This window comes from Castellaniella sp. GW247-6E4, from assembly GCF_040276065.1.
Lineage (GTDB): Bacteria > Pseudomonadota > Gammaproteobacteria > Burkholderiales > Burkholderiaceae_B > Castellaniella.
The window spans coordinates 36,363-52,527 of record NZ_JBELOI010000003.1 but is presented as its reverse complement, the minus strand read 5'-3'; the positions used below and the strand labels follow the sequence as shown (position 1 = coordinate 52,527).

Annotated in this window: 17 protein-coding genes; 12 read left to right on the top strand and 5 right to left on the bottom strand. The window is 66.2% G+C overall.

All coding sequences use genetic code 11. The annotated features are described in order from the left end of the window. Position 1: 1 nt before the first annotated feature. Positions 2-1,135 carry an aromatic ring-hydroxylating oxygenase subunit alpha gene (locus ABS761_RS05455; protein WP_350407107.1) on the bottom strand — a complete coding sequence of 378 codons (1,134 nt, stop codon included), beginning with the start codon at positions 1,133-1,135 and terminating at the stop codon, positions 2-4. 200 nt (positions 1,136-1,335) lie between these two features. On the opposite strand from ABS761_RS05455, the gene ABS761_RS05450 reads away from it, so the two are divergent. From ABS761_RS05450 to ABS761_RS05410, 9 genes are all read left to right on the top strand, one after another. Further along, a complete protein-coding gene (locus ABS761_RS05450; RefSeq protein WP_350407266.1) occupies positions 1,336-1,611 on the top strand; it encodes an exodeoxyribonuclease VII small subunit in 276 nt (91 codons plus the stop codon). Then, entirely contained in the window at positions 1,608-2,522 is a 915-nt protein-coding gene (locus ABS761_RS05445; RefSeq protein WP_350407106.1) for a polyprenyl synthetase family protein, read from the top strand. The genes ABS761_RS05450 and ABS761_RS05445 overlap by 4 nt, the downstream gene beginning before the upstream one ends. 52 nt (positions 2,523-2,574) lie before the next feature. Next, the gene (gene dxs, locus ABS761_RS05440; RefSeq protein WP_350407105.1) at positions 2,575-4,437 is read left to right on the top strand and encodes a 1-deoxy-D-xylulose-5-phosphate synthase; all 1,863 of its coding nucleotides are present in this window, start codon (positions 2,575-2,577) and stop codon (positions 4,435-4,437) included. Further along, on the top strand, positions 4,434-5,246 hold the full coding sequence (gene folE2, locus ABS761_RS05435) for a GTP cyclohydrolase FolE2 (protein WP_350407104.1): 813 nt from the start codon (positions 4,434-4,436) through the stop codon (positions 5,244-5,246). The genes dxs and folE2 overlap by 4 nt, the downstream gene beginning before the upstream one ends. A 110-nt stretch (positions 5,247-5,356) precedes the next feature. Then, entirely contained in the window at positions 5,357-5,740 is a 384-nt protein-coding gene (gene rpsF / locus ABS761_RS05430; RefSeq protein ID WP_350407103.1) for a 30S ribosomal protein S6, read from the top strand. A gap of 25 nt (positions 5,741-5,765) precedes the next feature. After that, entirely contained in the window at positions 5,766-6,059 is a 294-nt protein-coding gene (gene priB, locus ABS761_RS05425) for a primosomal replication protein N (protein ID WP_350407102.1), read from the top strand. 46 nt (positions 6,060-6,105) lie between these two features. Further along, entirely contained in the window at positions 6,106-6,378 is a 273-nt protein-coding gene (gene rpsR, locus ABS761_RS05420) for a 30S ribosomal protein S18 (protein WP_013741556.1), read from the top strand. Positions 6,379-6,394: 16 nt separating this feature from the next. Further along, positions 6,395-6,850 (top strand): 50S ribosomal protein L9, encoded by a 456-nt coding sequence (gene rplI, locus ABS761_RS05415; protein ID WP_350407101.1) that lies wholly within the window; start codon positions 6,395-6,397, stop codon positions 6,848-6,850. A gap of 143 nt (positions 6,851-6,993) precedes the next feature. Then, positions 6,994-8,367 (top strand): replicative DNA helicase, encoded by a 1,374-nt coding sequence (locus ABS761_RS05410; protein ID WP_350407100.1) that lies wholly within the window; start codon positions 6,994-6,996, stop codon positions 8,365-8,367. 32 nt (positions 8,368-8,399) lie between these two features. Here the strand turns inward: ABS761_RS05410 and pdxA are convergent, their stop codons facing one another. From pdxA to ABS761_RS05390, 4 genes are read right to left on the bottom strand one after another with little or no spacing between them, the layout of a single operon-like run. Further along, the gene (gene pdxA / locus ABS761_RS05405; RefSeq protein WP_350407099.1) at positions 8,400-9,407 is read right to left on the bottom strand and encodes a 4-hydroxythreonine-4-phosphate dehydrogenase PdxA; all 1,008 of its coding nucleotides are present in this window, start codon (positions 9,405-9,407) and stop codon (positions 8,400-8,402) included. A gap of 14 nt (positions 9,408-9,421) precedes the next feature. Then, positions 9,422-11,107 (bottom strand): PhoH family protein, encoded by a 1,686-nt coding sequence (locus ABS761_RS05400; RefSeq protein WP_350407098.1) that lies wholly within the window; start codon positions 11,105-11,107, stop codon positions 9,422-9,424. A 24-nt stretch (positions 11,108-11,131) separates the two neighbouring features. After that, positions 11,132-11,602, bottom strand: coding sequence for a peroxiredoxin (locus ABS761_RS05395; RefSeq protein WP_350407097.1), 471 nt, complete (start codon positions 11,600-11,602; stop codon positions 11,132-11,134). After that, positions 11,599-12,045: an Mth938-like domain-containing protein gene (locus tag ABS761_RS05390; protein ID WP_350407096.1), complete on the bottom strand. Its 447-nt coding sequence runs from the start codon at positions 12,043-12,045 to the stop codon at positions 11,599-11,601. Before ABS761_RS05390 ends, ABS761_RS05395 begins: the two co-directional genes overlap by 4 nt. Before the next feature lie 194 nt (positions 12,046-12,239). Here ABS761_RS05390 and alaC point away from each other — a divergent pair, with 194 nt between their 5' ends. Genes alaC through thrC form a run of 3 tightly spaced genes read left to right on the top strand, consistent with a single transcriptional unit; the run spans position 12,240 to position 16,125 of the window. After that, positions 12,240-13,427 (top strand): alanine transaminase, encoded by a 1,188-nt coding sequence (gene alaC, locus ABS761_RS05385; protein WP_350407095.1) that lies wholly within the window; start codon positions 12,240-12,242, stop codon positions 13,425-13,427. Then, the gene (locus tag ABS761_RS05380) at positions 13,424-14,728 is read left to right on the top strand and encodes a homoserine dehydrogenase (protein ID WP_350407094.1); all 1,305 of its coding nucleotides are present in this window, start codon (positions 13,424-13,426) and stop codon (positions 14,726-14,728) included. The genes alaC and ABS761_RS05380 overlap by 4 nt, the downstream gene beginning before the upstream one ends. Further along, complete coding sequence (gene thrC / locus ABS761_RS05375; RefSeq protein ID WP_350407093.1) at positions 14,725-16,125, top strand: threonine synthase; 1,401 nt, start codon at positions 14,725-14,727, stop codon at positions 16,123-16,125. Before ABS761_RS05380 ends, thrC begins: the two co-directional genes overlap by 4 nt. Positions 16,126-16,165: the final 40 nt, after the last annotated feature.

Here is a 16,165-nt window from a genome sequence, read left to right as displayed (position 1 = left end):
TTCACGCGTCCATCATGCGGCGGTACCAGGCGTGGAAATGCTCCATGCCGTCCTCGAGGGGGCTCTGGTAGGGGCCCGCCTCGTCGGCGCCGCGGCGCATCAGCGCGAGGCGCCCCGCGTCCATTCGTTCGCCGATTTCGTCATCCTCGATGGCGGTTTCCATGTAGGCCGCCCGTTGTGCTTCGATGAATTCACGCTCGAAGGCAACGATGTCCTCGGGGTAGTAGAACTCGATGACGTTCACGGTCTCCTGGGGGCCGGCCGGATGCAGGGTCGAGAGGACGAGGACGTGCGGGTAGATCTCGATCATGTGGGTCGGGAAATACGTCACCCAGATCGCACCGAAGCCGGGTGCGGCGCCCGAACGGTATTGCAGCAGGCGCTCGTGCCATTGGCGGTAGACGTCGGTGCCGGGCTGGCCCAGCGCCTGGTGGATGCCCACCCGCTGCATGCTGTGGAAATCGCCGAATTCCCAGCTCAGGTCGTCGCAGGTGACGAAGCGCCCCAGGCCCGGGTGGAATGGCCCGACGTGGTAGTCCTCGAGGTAGACCTCGATGAAGGTCTTCCAGTTGTAGTGGCAGCGATGCACCTCGACGTGGTCCAGGACGTAGTCCGAGAAATCGAACTCGGGAGCGCCGAACAAACCACCGAGGTCGGCCAGGGGATCGCGCGGCCCTTCGAAGAGCAGTCCGTGGCAGTCGCGCAGCGGGTACTCCTGGAGGTGCAGCTCGGGTTTTTCCGGGAACAGCGGTGCGCCCAGCAGCCGGCCCTGGGGGTCGTAGGTCCAGCGGTGGATGGGACACACGATATTGCCACCGGTGGCGCACAGCGTGCCGCTGGAGCAGGCCGCGTCCTCGCCGCGCTGGGCGCCCAGCATCAGGGCCTGGCGATGGCGGCAGACGTTCGAGAGCAGGCGCACGCCCTGCGCGTCGCGCAATAGCACCCGCCCGCCGCCCTCGTGGACGAGGGTGCGCCAATCCCCGGGTTCGGGGACCATTTTCTGGTGGCCGACGTAGCAGGCGCTGTGCGCGAATATCCTTGCGCGTTCGCGCGCAAGGACCGCTTCGTCGAAGTAATGATGCACGGATAGCTGGGTCACGGCGTCGACCGTGGGTTGACCGAATGAATTGGTCATGACTCCCCCCGCAAAAATGAAAACGGGCACATGACCGCCGCCGGGGCCATGCCGCTGCGAAGAAAAAATCGGAGTGACCGGAGGTTTTCCGAAAATGGGACCAAAATTGTACCCCATGCGCCCTGGGTGGCGGAGGGGCCCGTTTTATCCGCAACCAGGGTTCCCGTACAATCCGGGATGGAACCCTTTTGACGAAGCACATGGTCGACAAGCACACCAAGCCGGATGCCGCGCCGCCGCCCGCCCGGGCGCTGCCCACCGATTTCGAAGACGCCCTGGCCGAGCTCGAAGCCCTCGCCGGGCGGATGGGCGATGGCCACATGAGCCTGGATGAATCCATCGCTGCCTACGAGCGCGGCGTCGCACTGGCACGCGTGTGCCAGCAGCGCCTCGAGGCGGCCGAGCGCCAGGTCAGCGTATTGCAAGGTCAGTTGCTGCGCCCGCTGGACGAGGCCGATTCCCCGGAGGATCCATGAGCGCGGTCCAGATCGCCTTCGATCAATGGCTGCAGGCATCCGTCGAGCACACCGAGTCCGTGCTCGATGAGCTCCTGCCTGCTGTCGACGAGGGGCCTGCGCGGCTGCACGAGGCCATGCGCTATGCCGTTCTGGGGCCTGGAAAGCGAGTCCGGGCGGCGCTGGTCCACGCGGCGGGCGAGGCCAGCCTGCAGGCTGGCTCGGCCGCGACGGCGCAGGAACTGGCTCTGGATTATGCGGCGGCGGCGGTCGAGCTCATCCATGCCTATTCCCTGGTGCACGACGACCTGCCTTGCATGGACGATGATGATCTGCGGCGGGGCCGTCCCACGGTCCACCGCCAGTTCGACGAGGCGCTGGCCATGCTGGCGGGCGATGCCTTGCAGCCCCTGGCCTTCGATTTGCTGGCCCAGATGCCCATCGCGCCGGCACTCACCGTGCAGGCAGTACAATTGCTTGCCCGTTCGGCGGGCAGCTTCGGCATGGCCGGCGGCCAGGCGATCGATTGCGAGAGCGTCGGCCACAGTCTGCCGATCGAGGAATTGCAGCGCATGCACCGCATGAAAACCGGCGCCATGCTCGAGGCGAGCGTGCTGCTGGGTGGGATTGTGGCGGGTGCCGGGTCGACGGTGCGCGAGGGCCTGGAGGCCTATGCGGGCGCCATTGGCCTGGCCTTTCAGGTGGTCGACGACATCCTGGACGTGACCGGCGATACGGCCACGCTGGGCAAGACCGCCGGCAAGGACGCCGCCAGCGCAAAGCCCACCTATGTGTCCGTGATGGGCCTCGAGGGCTCGCGCGCCTTGCTCGATGCCCTGCGCGAACAGGCCCACGAGGCCTTGCGCCCCCTGGGGCCCTCCGCCTGCCGGCTGCGCGAGCTGGCCGACTTCATCGTCGGCCGTTCGCACTAGATATAGACGGGCCTTGAGCCGACTCCCCATGGATACGATGATGTCTGAAGGTATGACCACAAGCTTGCTGGAGCAGATCGCCTCGCCGGCCGATGTGCGCAGACTGGACCGGCGCGAATTGAAGGCACTGGCCTCCGAGCTGCGCGCCTTCGTGCTCGAGTCCGTGTCGCGCACCGGCGGCCACCTGTCCTCGAATCTCGGGACGGTCGAGCTCACGCTGGCGCTGCATCACGTGTTCGATACTCCCGAGGACCGCCTGATCTGGGACGTCGGGCACCAGTCCTATCCGCACAAAATCCTGACTGGCCGGCGCGAACAGATGGCGGGCCTGCGTCAGCGCGGCGGCATTTCCGGTTTCCCCAAGCGCAGTGAATCCTCCTACGACGCCTTCGGCACGGCGCATTCCTCGACATCGATCTCGGCCGCGCTGGGCATGGCGGTAGCCTCGCGCAACGCCGGCGTGCGGCGCCAGCACATCGCGGTAATCGGCGACGGCGCCATGAGCGCCGGCATGGCCTTCGAGGCCCTGAACAACGCCGGGGTGACACCCGATGTGAACCTGCTGGTCGTGCTGAACGACAACGACATGTCGATTTCGCCGCCGGTCGGCGCCCTGAACTATTACTTTGCCCGCTTGCTGTCGGGGCAGTTTTACGCGCGTGCCAAGACTATGGGCCGCGCCGTGCTGCAACACGTGCCGCCGGTGCTCGAGCTTGCGCGCAAGCTCGAGGGCCATGCCAAGGGCATGCTGTCGCCGGCCACGCTCTTCGAAGAGCTCGGCTTCAATTACATGGGACCGATCGACGGGCACGACCTGGACGTGCTCGTGCCCACTCTCGAGAATCTGCGTTCGCTGGGCGGCCTGCAGTTCCTGCACGTCGTGACCCGCAAGGGGCAGGGGTACAAGCTCGCCGAGGCGGATCCCGTGCTGTATCACGGCCCCGGCCGGTTCGACCCCAGTGTCGGCATCCAGGCGCCCTCCGCGCCGGCGCGCACAACATTCACCCAGGTATTCGGACGCTGGCTGTGCGATATGGCGGCCGCCGACCCGCGGCTGATCGGCATTACGCCCGCGATGCGCGAAGGCAGCGGCCTGGTCGAGTTCGAGCGCCGTTATCCGAGCCGCTATTTCGATGTCGGGATCGCCGAGCAGCATGCGCTCACATTTGCGGCCGGCCTCGCCTGCGAAGGCTGCAAGCCTGTGGTGGCCATCTATTCGACTTTCTTGCAGCGCGGCTACGACCAGTTGATCCACGATGTCGCATTGCAGGATCTCGATGTGACGCTGGCCCTGGACCGCGCCGGCATCGTGGGCGCCGACGGGGCGACCCACGCCGGCAACTACGACATTGCCTTTTTGCGCTGTGTGCCCAATATGGTGGTGGCGACGCCATCGGACGAACACGAGGCGCGCCTGCTGCTGAACACCTGTTTCCTGTATCGGGGACCGGCCTCGGTGCGTTATCCGCGCGGCGCCGGCAGTGGCGCCGATCCGGGCACGGGCCTCGAGCCGGTGCCGATCGGCCGCGGCGTGGTGCGCCGCGAGGGCGGGCGGATCGCGCTGCTGGTGTTCGGCACGCTGCTGCACGAGGCCGGGTTGGCGGCCGAAGCCCTGGGTGCGACGTTGGTGGACATGCGTTTCGTCAAGCCTTTGGACGAGGATCTGCTCGGGCGCCTGGCTCAGGACCACGCGGCCTTCGTCACCGTCGAGGAGGCCGCCATCATGGGGGGGGCCGGCAGCGCCGTCCAGGAGTATTTCAACCAGGCCGCGATCGAGCGACCGCTCCTGCAGCTTGGCTTGCCGGACCTGTTCATCGATCACGGGGACCAGAAGGCTATCCTGGCCGAGCTCGGCCTGGACGGCAAGGGGATCGAGGCGTCGGTGCGCCGGCGTTTTTCAAAGGAATTGCAATGACCATCGTGACCGAGCCGCCGGCTTCCATGCCGGATGTGCAAAGCAGTCAGGACACCCGCCAGATTCCGATCCAGCGGGTCGGTGTGCGCGGTGTGCGCCATCCGCTCACGCTGCTGGGCGGGGCCGGCGAGCCCCAGGCCACGATTGCCGACTGGGAACTGACCGTGGCCCTGCCATCGACGGACAAGGGTACGCACATGTCGCGTTTCATGGCCTTGCTCGAGCAGCATCGCGCGACGCCGGCGACTCCGGAGGCCTTTTGCCGCATGGCCGGCGAGATGCTCGAGCTGCTCGATGCGCCGCAGGGCGATATGACGGCCTCGTTTCCCTATTTCATGGACAAAGCCGCGCCGGTGTCCGGCGTGCGCAGCCTCATGGATTATCAGGTGCGCTGGATAGCGACAGCGCGTCGGGGGGAGGCTGTGCGGTTTTCGATGGCTGTCCAGGTTCCGGTCACCAGCCTGTGCCCCTGCTCGAAATCGATCTCGGAATACGGGGCGCACAACCAGCGCTCGCATGTACGTGTGCGCGTCGACTATGCCGCGCCCGCGCACGCCGGGCTCGAGGACCTGATCCGGGGCATCGAGGGTCAGGCCTCGTGCGAGCTCTGGGGGCTGCTCAAGCGCGTGGATGAGAAATACGTCACCGAGCGAGCCTACGACAATCCGAAATTCGTCGAGGACCTGGTGCGCGACGTGGCGGTCATGCTGCGCGCGCTGCCCGGCGTCGAGGGCTACCGGATCGAGGCCGAGAATTTCGAGTCCATCCACAACCATTCTGCCTACGCCTTGGTCACCAGCGACTTGTGATCCTTTTGGCTTATTGCTAGAATAAGCGGTTTTCTTGCTCGATCGCCCGGGATTTTTCCGTGTCGACGGGCTGTCTGTCAATACTGCAGATATCCACAAGGAGTCTATCCATGCGTCACTACGAAGTAGTGTTCATTGTGCATCCCGATCAAAGTGAGCAGGTGCCCGCCATGATCGAGCGTTACCAGGCCATGGTCACCGCCCATGACGGCAAGATCCATCGTCTCGAGGACTGGGGTCGCCGCCAGTTGGCCTACCCGATCCAGAAGCTCGTCAAGGCGCACTACGTCTGCTTCAACATCGAGTGCGGCCAGGCTGCCCTGGACGAGCTCGAGCATTCGTTCCGGTACAACGACGCGATCCTGCGCTACCTGTTCATCAAGACCAAGGCCGCGCACACCACCCCCTCGCTCATGATGAAGTCGGTCGAGCGCGAGGAGGCCCGCAAGGCATCGGCCTCGGCCGAGGCGCCCGCGGCGGCGACGCAATCCTGATCCGGAAACTGGGGCGGGTACGGGCTTGAACCGTCTGGAACTGGGCGCGCGCGTGTTGGCGATCGATGCGCTGCGGCATACTCCGGCGGGCGTTCCGGTGCTGCACATGCAGCTGGCCCATGAGTCCGAGCTCTCCGAGGCCGGCCATCCGCGCCGGGTCGAACTGGAAATTCCAGCGGTGGCTCTGGGCGAAATGGCCTTGCTGCTGTCCGACACACCGTTGGGTTGCGGCATGGACGTCGAAGGGTTTCTCGCACCGTCGCGCAAAGGCTCCTCCCGCTTGGTCCTGCATATCCGCCAGGCGTCCCGCCGTTCATGAATGAATACTTCGGGCACAGGCCCGACACACGTTAAAGGCATACATCATGGCTTACTTCAAAAAGTCCAAGGAAAAACGCAAATTCACCCAGCAGAACCCGCTGTTCAAGCGCCGCAAGTTCTGCCGCTTCACCGCTGCCAACGTCGATGAGATCGACTACAAGGACCTGGACACGCTGCGCGATTTCATCCAGGAAAACGGCAAGATCATTCCCGCCCGCCTGACCGGCACCAAGGCGCACTACCAGCGCCAACTGGATACCGCCATCAAGCGCGCCCGTTTCCTGGCCTTGTTGCCGTACACCGACAACCACAACTGATCCGAGGTCATCCGTCATGCAAGTCATTCTGCTTGAAAAAGTCGCCAATCTCGGCAATCTCGGGGATGTGGTGCGTGTGCGCGACGGCTATGCGCGCAACTACCTGATTCCGCAGCGCATCGCGCGCCGTGCGACCGAGGCCGCCCTCAAGGAATTCGAGGCGCGCCGCGCCGAGCTGGAAAAGCACCAGGCCGAGAAACTCGCCGCGGCCCAGGCCGTCGGCGAGCGCCTCGTCGGCCACAACCTGGTGATCAGCCAAAAGGCCGGCGTGGATGGCCGCCTGTTCGGCTCGGTCACGACCATGGACGTCGCCTCCGCCTTGCTGGCGGCCGGCTTCGCGGGCGTGCACAAGGGCCAGATCCGCATGCCCGACGGTGCCATCAAGGCGGTGGGCGAGTTCCCGCTGCAAGTCGTGCTGCACGCCGACGTGGTGGCCGACATCACCGTCGTGGTGCAAGGCGAGATGGCCTGAACGCCCTGCGGGGGAATCCCATGGGGTGCTATGCTTACATTCCCCTTTGCGGGGGGATGGGCATGGCGCCAGGAAAAGCCGGCGCCTCGCCGGCTTTTTGATTTTCCCTTTGATGGCTCGAGGCGGCACAGCGAGGATTGGGCGTGGATATCGATACGGATGCGCAACTGGATTACTTGCGCGTACCCCCGCACTCTGTCGAGGCCGAGCAATCGGTGCTGGGCGGCCTGCTGCTGGATAATTCGGCTTTCGACCGGATCGCGGACGTTCTGGTCGACGATGATTTCTACCGCTTCGACCACCGTCTGATCTGGCAGCACATCACGCGGCTGGTGGGCTTGGTGCGCCCGGCCGACGTGGTGACCGTGCACGAATCCCTGGCCATCGCCGGCAAGGCCGAGGAATGCGGCGGCCTGGCCTACCTGAATGCGTTGGCGCACAACACCCCATCGGCCGCCAACATCCGGCGCTATGCCGAGATCGTGCGCGAGCGCGCCATGTTGCGCAAACTCGTTTCGGTCGCCGACGAGATCTCATCGACCGCGTTCAACCCACAGGGCAAGGAGGCGCGTCAGATTCTCGACGAGGCCGAGTCGCGGGTGTTCCAGATCGCCCAGGAGGGTGCGCGCGGCACCGCCGGTTTCCAGGAAATCCAGCCGCTGCTGTCGCAGGTCGTCAGCCGCATCGACGAACTCTATCATCGCGAGGGCGACTCCGATGTCACCGGCGTGCCCACGGGGTTTACCGATCTCGACCGGATGACCTCCGGCCTGCAGCCCGGCGACCTGGTGATCGTGGCCGGGCGCCCATCAATGGGCAAGACCTCCTTGGCCATGAATATCGGCGAGCACGTGGCGATCGAGCAAGGCCTGCCGGTGGCGGTGTTCTCGATGGAGATGGGCGCGGTGCAGCTCGCCATGCGCATGGTGGGATCGGTGGGCATGCTCGACCAGCACCGCATGCGTACCGGCAAGCTGAGTCAGGAGGACTGGCCGCGCCTGACGCACGCCGTGCAGCGCGTCCAGGAGGCGCAGATCTATATCGACGAGACCCCCGCGCTGACCTCGATGGAGGTCCGCGCCCGTGCGCGCCGCTTGGCGCGCCAATGCGGGCAATTGGGCATGATCATCATCGATTACCTGCAACTGATGTCGGCCAGCGGCTCGGGCGAGAACCGGGCCACCGAGATCTCCGAGATCAGCCGCTCGCTCAAGAGCCTCGCCAAGGAGCTGAACTGCCCGGTGGTCGCCTTGTCGCAGCTCAACCGCAGCCTGGAACAGCGCCCCAACAAGCGCCCGGTGATGAGCGATCTGCGCGAATCCGGCGCCATCGAGCAGGATGCGGACTTGATCATCTTCATCTACCGCGATGAGGTCTACAACCCCGATTCCCCCGACAAGGGGACGGCTGAGATCATCGTCGGCAAGCAGCGCAACGGCCCGATCGGCACCGTGCGGCTGACCTTTCAGGGGGCGAGCACCCGTTTCCTGAATTTCTCGACCGCGCCCGGTTTCTAGCCAGGGCACTCGCGCCGGCCTGGCCGGCTTGCCTATTCGACCTCGGTGCTGCTCATGCGCAGGGCCATCCGCACCGCAGCGCGCAGCGAAGCCGGGTCGGCGATCCCTTGGCCGGCGATGTCGAAGGCCGTGCCGTGGTCCACGCTGGTGCGCGCGAAGGGCAGGCCGACTGTGACGTTGACGCCTTCCTCGAGGCCCATGTATTTCACGGGAATCAGGCCCTGGTCGTGGTATTGCGCCACGACGATGTCGAACTCGCCCCGACGGGCGCGCATGAAGACCGTGTCCCCCGGCCATGGGCCGCTCACATCCAGCCCGTCGGCCTGCGCCCGCTGGATGGCGGGCAGGATGTGGCGGGCCTCCTCGTCGCCGAACTTGCCGCCTTCGCCGGCATGCGGATTCAGCCCGGCCACCGCGATGCGCGGCCGGGCGATGCCCTCGCCGCGGCAGGCGCGGTGGGCGAGGCCGATGATGCGCCGCTGGGATTCGGCGTCCAGGCTGCCGGGCACGGCCGAGAGCGGGATGTGGATGGTTGCCAGGATGACGCGCAACTCGGGATTGGCGAGCATCATGGCGTAGTCGGCCGTACCGGTGCGTTCGGCGAGGATTTCCGTATGGCCGGGAAAATCCAGGCCCGCCGCCAGCATGGCGAGCTTGTTGAGTGGCGCGGTCACCAGTGCCCGCACGCACCCGGCCTTGGCGTCGTCGATGGCGTGGCAAAGGTACTCGTAGGCGCCGCGCCCGGCGCGCGCGTCCAGGTGGCCCGGCATCAAGCCGGGCGGCAGGGCTGCCCAGCGGTTGAGCACCCCCACCGTGCCGTGCGCGGCGCCTGGCCCGGGAGCATCCAGGGCCTCGATCCGCAGCCGGTCCCGCAGCCCGAGCCGCTCGCAGGTGGCGCGCAGCACGCCCGCGTCGCCGTACACCACCGCCGGGTGCGGCAGGCCCTCGGCGAACAATTTGAGGATCAGTTCGGGGCCAATGCCGGCGGCGTCGCCCATGGTGAAGGCCAGGGGGCGGCCGTGGCGCGGGGGCGTGTCCATGGCGCCAGCCGGCCCTAGAGAGCGTCGCTGGCGTAGTCGGCCAGGCGCGAGCGCTCGCCCCGCTGCAGGGTGATGTGCCCCGCGTGCGGCCAGCCCTTGAAGCGGTCGACCACATAGGTCAGCCCCGAGCTGCCCTCGGTCAGATAGGGCGTGTCGATCTGTGCGATGTTGCCCAGGCAGACGATCTTGGTGCCGGGGCCGGCGCGCGTGGCCAGGGTCTTCATCTGCTTGGGCGTGAGGTTCTGGGCCTCGTCGATGATCAGGAGCTTATTCAGGAACGTGCGCCCGCGCATGAAGTTGAGGGACTTGACCTTGATGCGCGCCCGGATCAGGTCCATGGCCGGCGACTTGGACCAGTCCGGGCCGCCGTTGCTGGTCGCGCCCAGGTTGCCGGCGCCTTGATGCAGGACCTCGAGGTTGTCCTCGAGCGCGCCCATCCAGGGGAGCATTTTTTCCTCTTCGGTGCCGGGCAGAAAGCCGATGTCGTCGCCCACGGGCACGGTGGCGCGGGTGATGATGATCTCGTTGTAGCGCTTGGTCTCGAGGGTCTGAGCCAGGCCGCTGGCCAAGGCCAGCAGGGTCTTGCCGGTGCCCGCCTGGCCCAGCAGCGAGACAAAGTCGATTTCCGGGTTCATCAGCAGGTTGAGGGCGAAATTCTGCTCTCGGTTGCGCGCGGTCACCCCCCAGACGCTGTTCTTGGCATGGCTGTAATCGCGCAGCGTGGCCAGCACGGCGCTCTTGCCGGTGACCTCCTTGACCTGGGCGTACAAAGGCATCTCGCCTTCGTAGTAGACGAACTCGTTGACAATGAATTCGGTGCACAGCGGCCCCCGCACCCGATAGTAGGTGATGCCGCCCTGCTGCCAGGATTCGATGTTCTTGCCATGCCGCACCCAGAAGTTCTCGGGCAGCGGCATGACGCCATCGTAGAGCAGGTCCGAGTCGTCGAGGACGTGGTCGTTCAGGTAGTCCTCCGCGGGCAGGCTCAGGGCACGCGCCTTGAGGCGCATGTTGATGTCCTTGGACACCAGCACGACCTCGCGTTTGGGATTTTCCTGCTGCAGGCTATGGACGATGCCGAGGATCACGTTGTCGGCCTTGCCCATGGGCAGCTCGATCGGCAGCCGGGTGTCCTTGGCAGAGGTCTGAAAATACAGGGTGCCCAGCGCCTCTTGGTTGCCGAGGGTGTCCAGGGGCACCCCTTTGGCGAGGTTTTCGGTGCCGATCAAGTCATCTAGGTAGCGGCTGACCTGGCGCGCGTTGCGCGCCACCTCGGACATGCCTTTCTTTTGGTGGTCGAGCTCTTCGAGGACGATCATCGGCAGAAAGACGTCGTGCTCGGCAAAGCGGAACAGCGAGGTGGGGTCGTGCAGCAGCACGTTGGTATCGAGCACGAACAGCTTGCGCTGCGCGACCGGCAGGCGCCGTGCCGCGGCGACGCTCTTTTTGGGGCGCGGCGGCGCCAGGGGGGCCTTGGCGGGGGCAGCGGCGGGTGCCTCGCGAGGCTTGGCGTCGGCCGCGGGTGCCTCCGGCGGCTGTCGGACCTTGGTCAGGATGGCCGCCGTGCGACGGGCCGGGGCCTTGGCCGCGGGCTCTGGGGCGCGGGCTGCCGGGGCTGCCGGTTTGGAGATTGCCTCGATGGGGGTGGGGTCGACCTGCACGACGGAACCCATGCGGGTAGGCTGCTTGGGTAGGGGCATAGAGGCGAGGCTCCTGGCTTGCGGTCAGGCCGCGAGAGTCTGGACGGTCTGGAGGACTTCGAGCGCATGGTCCGGCACCCGGACGCCGCGCCATTCGCGCACCAGCACCCCGTCCTTGTCGATGAGGAAGGTGCTACGGTCGATGCCGCGCACCTGTTTGCCGTACATGTTTTTGAGTTTCATGACGTCGAACAGCGTGCATAGGGCCTCGTCCGGATCGCTGATCAAGGGGAAGGGCAGGGATTGCTTTTCGATGAATCCCTCGTGGGATTTCAGCGAATCGCGCGACACGCCGAGGACCGCGCAGCCCGCCGCCTGGAACTGTGCGTACAGGTCGCGGAAGTCCTGGGATTCAGTGGTGCAGCCCGGGGTGTTGTCCTTGGGATAGAAATACAGGACGAAGGGGCGGCCGTGCAGCGTGCGGCTGTCGATGTCCCCGGCGGTGGACGAGGCGGTGAAGGCGGGCAGGGGCCGGCCGGTGGCGATCTGTGTCATGGTTCGGGGTCTCCGGGAAGCAGCAGGGCGAGCACGCGACGCTCCTCGGACATGAGGATGTTGTAGGTGCGCGCGGCCGCCTGGGTGGTCATGGTTTCGATGCCGATGCCCAGGGCCAGCAGGGCGCTGGTCACCGCGGGCGGCAGGAAGGTGTGCCGGGAGCCGGTGCCGATCAGCACCACCTCGGGTGCGCCCGGCGGGAGGGTGGGGGGCGCGTCGTCGAGGAAGGCGAGCGGATCGCGGTGGGTGTCCTGCAAGCCGACCAGGCCGCGCAGCAGCGCGGCGTCGATATCCGCCGGCGATACGAGCTCGAGGCTGCGGATGGGGCCTTCGGGGGTGAAGCTGACAGCGGTCCGGAAGCGCACCCGGTTGATTTCCAGGTAATCGTCGCCATAAGCGGTGACGGTGTTGAGCGCGGGGTTGGAATCTTTTTGCAGTTGCACAGACGGCTCCGTTACTCCTGTGATCATAGCGCAATCCTCCCGCGATTCCTGTGACGGATGCTCCGGCGTCCGGCCGTTCCGGCGCCCGCTATTTGCGAGTCTCCATCGCTTGCGCTAGATTATTGGATTTGCTGCACCGCAGCCACGCTTGCAAACGGCGTTTTTCCCGGGCCACACCCCCTTCGAGGACCATCATGACCACCTTTCCGCGCATCGAGCGTCTGCCTCCCTATGTGTTCAACATCACGGGCGAGCTCAAGATGGCCGCGCGCCGGCGAGGCGAGGACATTATCGACATGTCCATGGGGAATCCGGACGGCCCTACGCCCCGGCACATCGTGGACAAGCTGGTCGAGGTGGCCAACCGCCCCGACACGCACGGCTATTCGGTCTCCAAGGGGATTCCGCGCCTGCGCCGCGCGATCTCGGGCTGGTACCAGCGTCGCTACCAGGTCGACATCGACCCGGATTCCGAGGCCATCGTCACCATCGGCTCCAAAGAGGGCCTGGCGCACCTGATGCTGGCCACGCTGGACCGGGGCGACACGGTGCTGGTGCCCAATCCTAGCTATCCCATCCATATCTATGGGGCGGTCATCGCCGGCGCCAACATCCGCTCGGTGCCCATGACTCCGGGCCTGGATTTCTTTGAGGAAATCGAGCGCGCCGTGCGTGAGGCCATTCCCAAGCCCAAGATGATGATTCTGGGTTTTCCCAGCAATCCCACGGCGCAGTGCGTGGAACTGTCGTTTTTCGAGCGCATCGTGGCCCTGGCGCGCGAGCACGGTATCCTGGTGGTGCACGACCTGGCCTATGCGGACATCACTTTCGATGGCTATGTCGCGCCGTCCATCATGCAGGTGCCGGGCGCGCGCGAGGTGGCTGTCGAATTCTTCACCATGAGCAAAAGCTACAACATGGCGGGTTGGCGCATCGGCTTCATGGTGGGCAACCGCGAGCTCGTCCATGCTCTGGCGCGGATCAAGAGCTATCACGACTACGGCACGTTCACACCCATCCAGGTGGCCGCCATCGCCGCGCTCGAGGGCCCCCAGGAATGCGTCGCCCAAGTGGTCGAGCAATACCGCAACCGTCGCGACGTGCTGGCCCGCGGCCTGCAGGAGGCGGGCTGGGACGTCGACGTCCCCAAGGCCTCGATGTACATCTGGGCACGCATTCCCGAGCCCTATCGATCGCGGGGCTCGCTGGAATTTTCCAAGCACTTGCTTGCGGACGCCAAGGTCGCCGTCTCGCCGGGCATCGGCTTTGGCGACTATGGCGACGAGTACGTGCGCTTTGCACTGATCGAGAACGAACAACGGACGCGCCAGGCGGTGCGGGGGATCAAGGACATGTTTCGTAAGGATGGGTTGTTGAAATGAAGCCGATACGCATCGGATTGCTGGGTCTGGGAGTCGTGGGCGGCGGGGTCTGGACCGTCCTCATGCAAAATGGCTCCGAGATTGCCCGCCGCGCGGGCCGCAGCCTCGAGGTGGTGGCGGTGGCGGTGCGCGACGTCGCCAAGGCGCGCGCCCTGGTCGGCCCCGACGTGCACGTGACCACCGACGGCCTGGCGCTGGCCCGCGACCCGGACATCGACATCATCGTCGAGCTGATCGGCGGCGACACGCTGGCGCGCCAGTGCATTCTCGAGGCCATTGCCCACGGCAAGCACGTGGTCACCGCCAACAAGGCGCTGCTGGCCGTTCACGGCGACGAGATCTTCGCCGCGGCGCAGGCGCGCGGCGTCATGGTCGCCTTCGAGGCCGCCGTCGCTGGAGGGATCCCCATCATCAAGGCGATCCGCGAGGGCCTGACCGCCAACCGGATCCAGTGGGTGGCGGGAATCATCAACGGCACCACCAATTTCATCCTGTCCGAGATGCGCGCCCGCGGCCTGCCTTTCGATCAGGTCCTTGCCGAGGCTCAGCGCCTGGGCTATGCCGAGGCCGATCCCACCTTCGATATCGAGGGGGTGGACGCGGCGCACAAACTCACCTTGCTGGCCTCGCTCGCCTTCGGCATTCCGGTGCAGTTCGACAAGGCCTATGTCGAGGGCATTTCCCGGCTGGCCTCCGAGGACATCGTGCATGCGCAGCGCCTGGGCTACCGTATCAAGCTGCTGGGCATCACGCGCCGCCGGCCCGACGGCATCGAGCTGCGTGTGCACCCGGCGCTGGTGCCCGATCATTGCCTGCTGGCCAATGTCGAGGGTGCCATGAACGCGGTGCTGGTGCGCGGCGACGCGGTGGGACCATCGCTCTATTATGGGCAGGGCGCGGGTGCCCTGCCGACGGCCTCGGCGGTCGTGGCCGATCTGGTTGACGTCACGCGCCTGCAGATGGCCGATCCCGAGCACCGGGTCCCGCACCTGGCTTTTCAGCCCGATGCCATGGCGGATATTCCCGTCCTGCCGATGGCCGAGGTGCGCACCAGCTTCTACCTGAGGTTGCGCGTCGACGACCGGCCCGGTGTTCTCGCGGATCTGGCGCGGGTGCTCTCCCAGGCCGGAATCTCGGTCGGCTCCATGTTCCAGCAGCCGCACGGCGAGCATCAGGCCGACATTATTTTCCTGACCCATGAGGCGCGCGAGGGCGACGTCGACGAGGCGTTGGACGTGATCCGCGGGATGCCCTTCGTCCATTCCGGCGTCACGCGCCTGCGCGTGGAGAACATCAATTGAAATACCGTTCGACCCGGGGCGGCATGGCCCCTCTGCCGTTTTGCGACATCCTCCTCGAGGGCCTGGCGCCCGACGGTGGCCTGACCCTGCCCGAGTCGCTGCCGCGCCTGGATGCGGACACCCTCGAGGCCTGGCGCGAGCTTGACTATGCCGGCCTCGCGGCCTGCGTGCTGGGTCTGTTCATCGACGACATCACGCGTGAGGACCTGCAGGCCATGACGCGGGCGGCCTATGCACCCGAGGTATTTCCGATGATCGCGCCGATCAAGCCCCTGCAGCCCGGCTTGGCGCTGCTGGGTCTGTCCGAGGGGCCGACGCTGGCGTTCAAGGACATGGCCATGCAGTTCCTGGGGCAGGCCTTCGAGCATGTTCTCGCGCGCCGGAACCAGGTGCTCAATATTCTCGGGGCGACCTCGGGCGATACCGGTTCGGCCGCCGAGTACGCCTTGCGCGGCAAGCGTGGCGTGGCGGTGTTCATGCTCTCGCCCCATGGCCGCATGAGCGCGTTCCAGCGCGCGCAGATGTATTCCCTGCAGGACGAGAACATCCATAACATCGCTGTGCGCGGCGTGTTCGATGAGTGCCAGGACATCGTCAAGACCCTGGCCGGCGACCTGGACTTCAAGAGCGCCCGCCGCCTGGGGGCGGTCAACTCGATCAATTGGGCGCGCATCGCGGCACAGATCGTGTATTACGTCTGGGGCTGGCTGCGCGCCACCGAGCGGCCGGGGCAGCCCGTGTCCTTCGCGGTGCCGTCGGGCAACTTCGGCAACATTCTGGCCGGGCATATCGCCCGCCGAATGGGCGTACCCATCCGGCGCCTGGTGCTGGCGACCAACGAGAACAACGTGCTCGAGGAATTTTTCCGCACGGGCGTGTATCGTCCACGGCCGGCCAGCCAGACGCACGCCACGTCCAGCCCGTCGATGGACATTTCGCGCGCCTCCAACTTCGAGCGCTTCGTATTCGACCTGGTGGACCAGGATCCCGCGCGCGTGAGCGCCCTGTGGGCGGCACTGGCGCGCGACGGGCAGTTCGACCTGTCCGCACTCCGCTCGACCTTCACCGAGCGCTATGGCTTCGTGGCCGGCGTCAGCACGCATGCCGACCGCCTGGACACCATTCGCGGCCTGTATCGCGAGACTGGGGTGCTGGTGGATCCCCACACCGCCGATGGCGTCAAGGTCGCTCGCGAACATCTCGAGGACGGCGTGCCGATGCTGGTTCTGGAGACCGCCTTGCCGGCCAAGTTCGCCGAAACCATCCAGGAAGCCATTGGCGAGGCGCCACCGGTGCCCGAGGCCTTGCGCGACCTGCAGCAGCGCCCGCAGCGCGTGCAGGTGATGGATTGCGATGCCCGGCTGGTCGCGGACTACCTGGATCGCCACGGCCTGTAGCGCGCGCCGCCGCGGTTCGATCGACAGGCGCGGAAGGCGC

Bases quoted from the DNA above. Each gene is read 5' to 3' on its own strand.
- ABS761_RS05455 (WP_350407107.1), bottom strand. From the start codon at position 1,135: ATGACCAATTCATTCGGTCAACCCACGGTCGACGCCGTGACCCAGCTA.
- ABS761_RS05450 (WP_350407266.1), top strand. From the start codon at position 1,336: ATGGTCGACAAGCACACCAAGCCGGATGCCGCGCCGCCGCCCGCCCGG.
- ABS761_RS05445 (WP_350407106.1), top strand. From the start codon at position 1,608: ATGAGCGCGGTCCAGATCGCCTTCGATCAATGGCTGCAGGCATCCGTC.
- dxs (WP_350407105.1), top strand. From the start codon at position 2,575: ATGACCACAAGCTTGCTGGAGCAGATCGCCTCGCCGGCCGATGTGCGC.
- folE2 (WP_350407104.1), top strand. From the start codon at position 4,434: ATGACCATCGTGACCGAGCCGCCGGCTTCCATGCCGGATGTGCAAAGC.
- rpsF (WP_350407103.1), top strand. From the start codon at position 5,357: ATGCGTCACTACGAAGTAGTGTTCATTGTGCATCCCGATCAAAGTGAG.
- rpsR (WP_013741556.1), top strand. From the start codon at position 6,106: ATGGCTTACTTCAAAAAGTCCAAGGAAAAACGCAAATTCACCCAGCAG.
- rplI (WP_350407101.1), top strand. From the start codon at position 6,395: ATGCAAGTCATTCTGCTTGAAAAAGTCGCCAATCTCGGCAATCTCGGG.
- pdxA (WP_350407099.1), bottom strand. From the start codon at position 9,407: ATGGACACGCCCCCGCGCCACGGCCGCCCCCTGGCCTTCACCATGGGC.
- ABS761_RS05400 (WP_350407098.1), bottom strand. From the start codon at position 11,107: ATGCCCCTACCCAAGCAGCCTACCCGCATGGGTTCCGTCGTGCAGGTC.
- ABS761_RS05395 (WP_350407097.1), bottom strand. From the start codon at position 11,602: ATGACACAGATCGCCACCGGCCGGCCCCTGCCCGCCTTCACCGCCTCG.
- alaC (WP_350407095.1), top strand. From the start codon at position 12,240: ATGACCACCTTTCCGCGCATCGAGCGTCTGCCTCCCTATGTGTTCAAC.
- ABS761_RS05380 (WP_350407094.1), top strand. From the start codon at position 13,424: ATGAAGCCGATACGCATCGGATTGCTGGGTCTGGGAGTCGTGGGCGGC.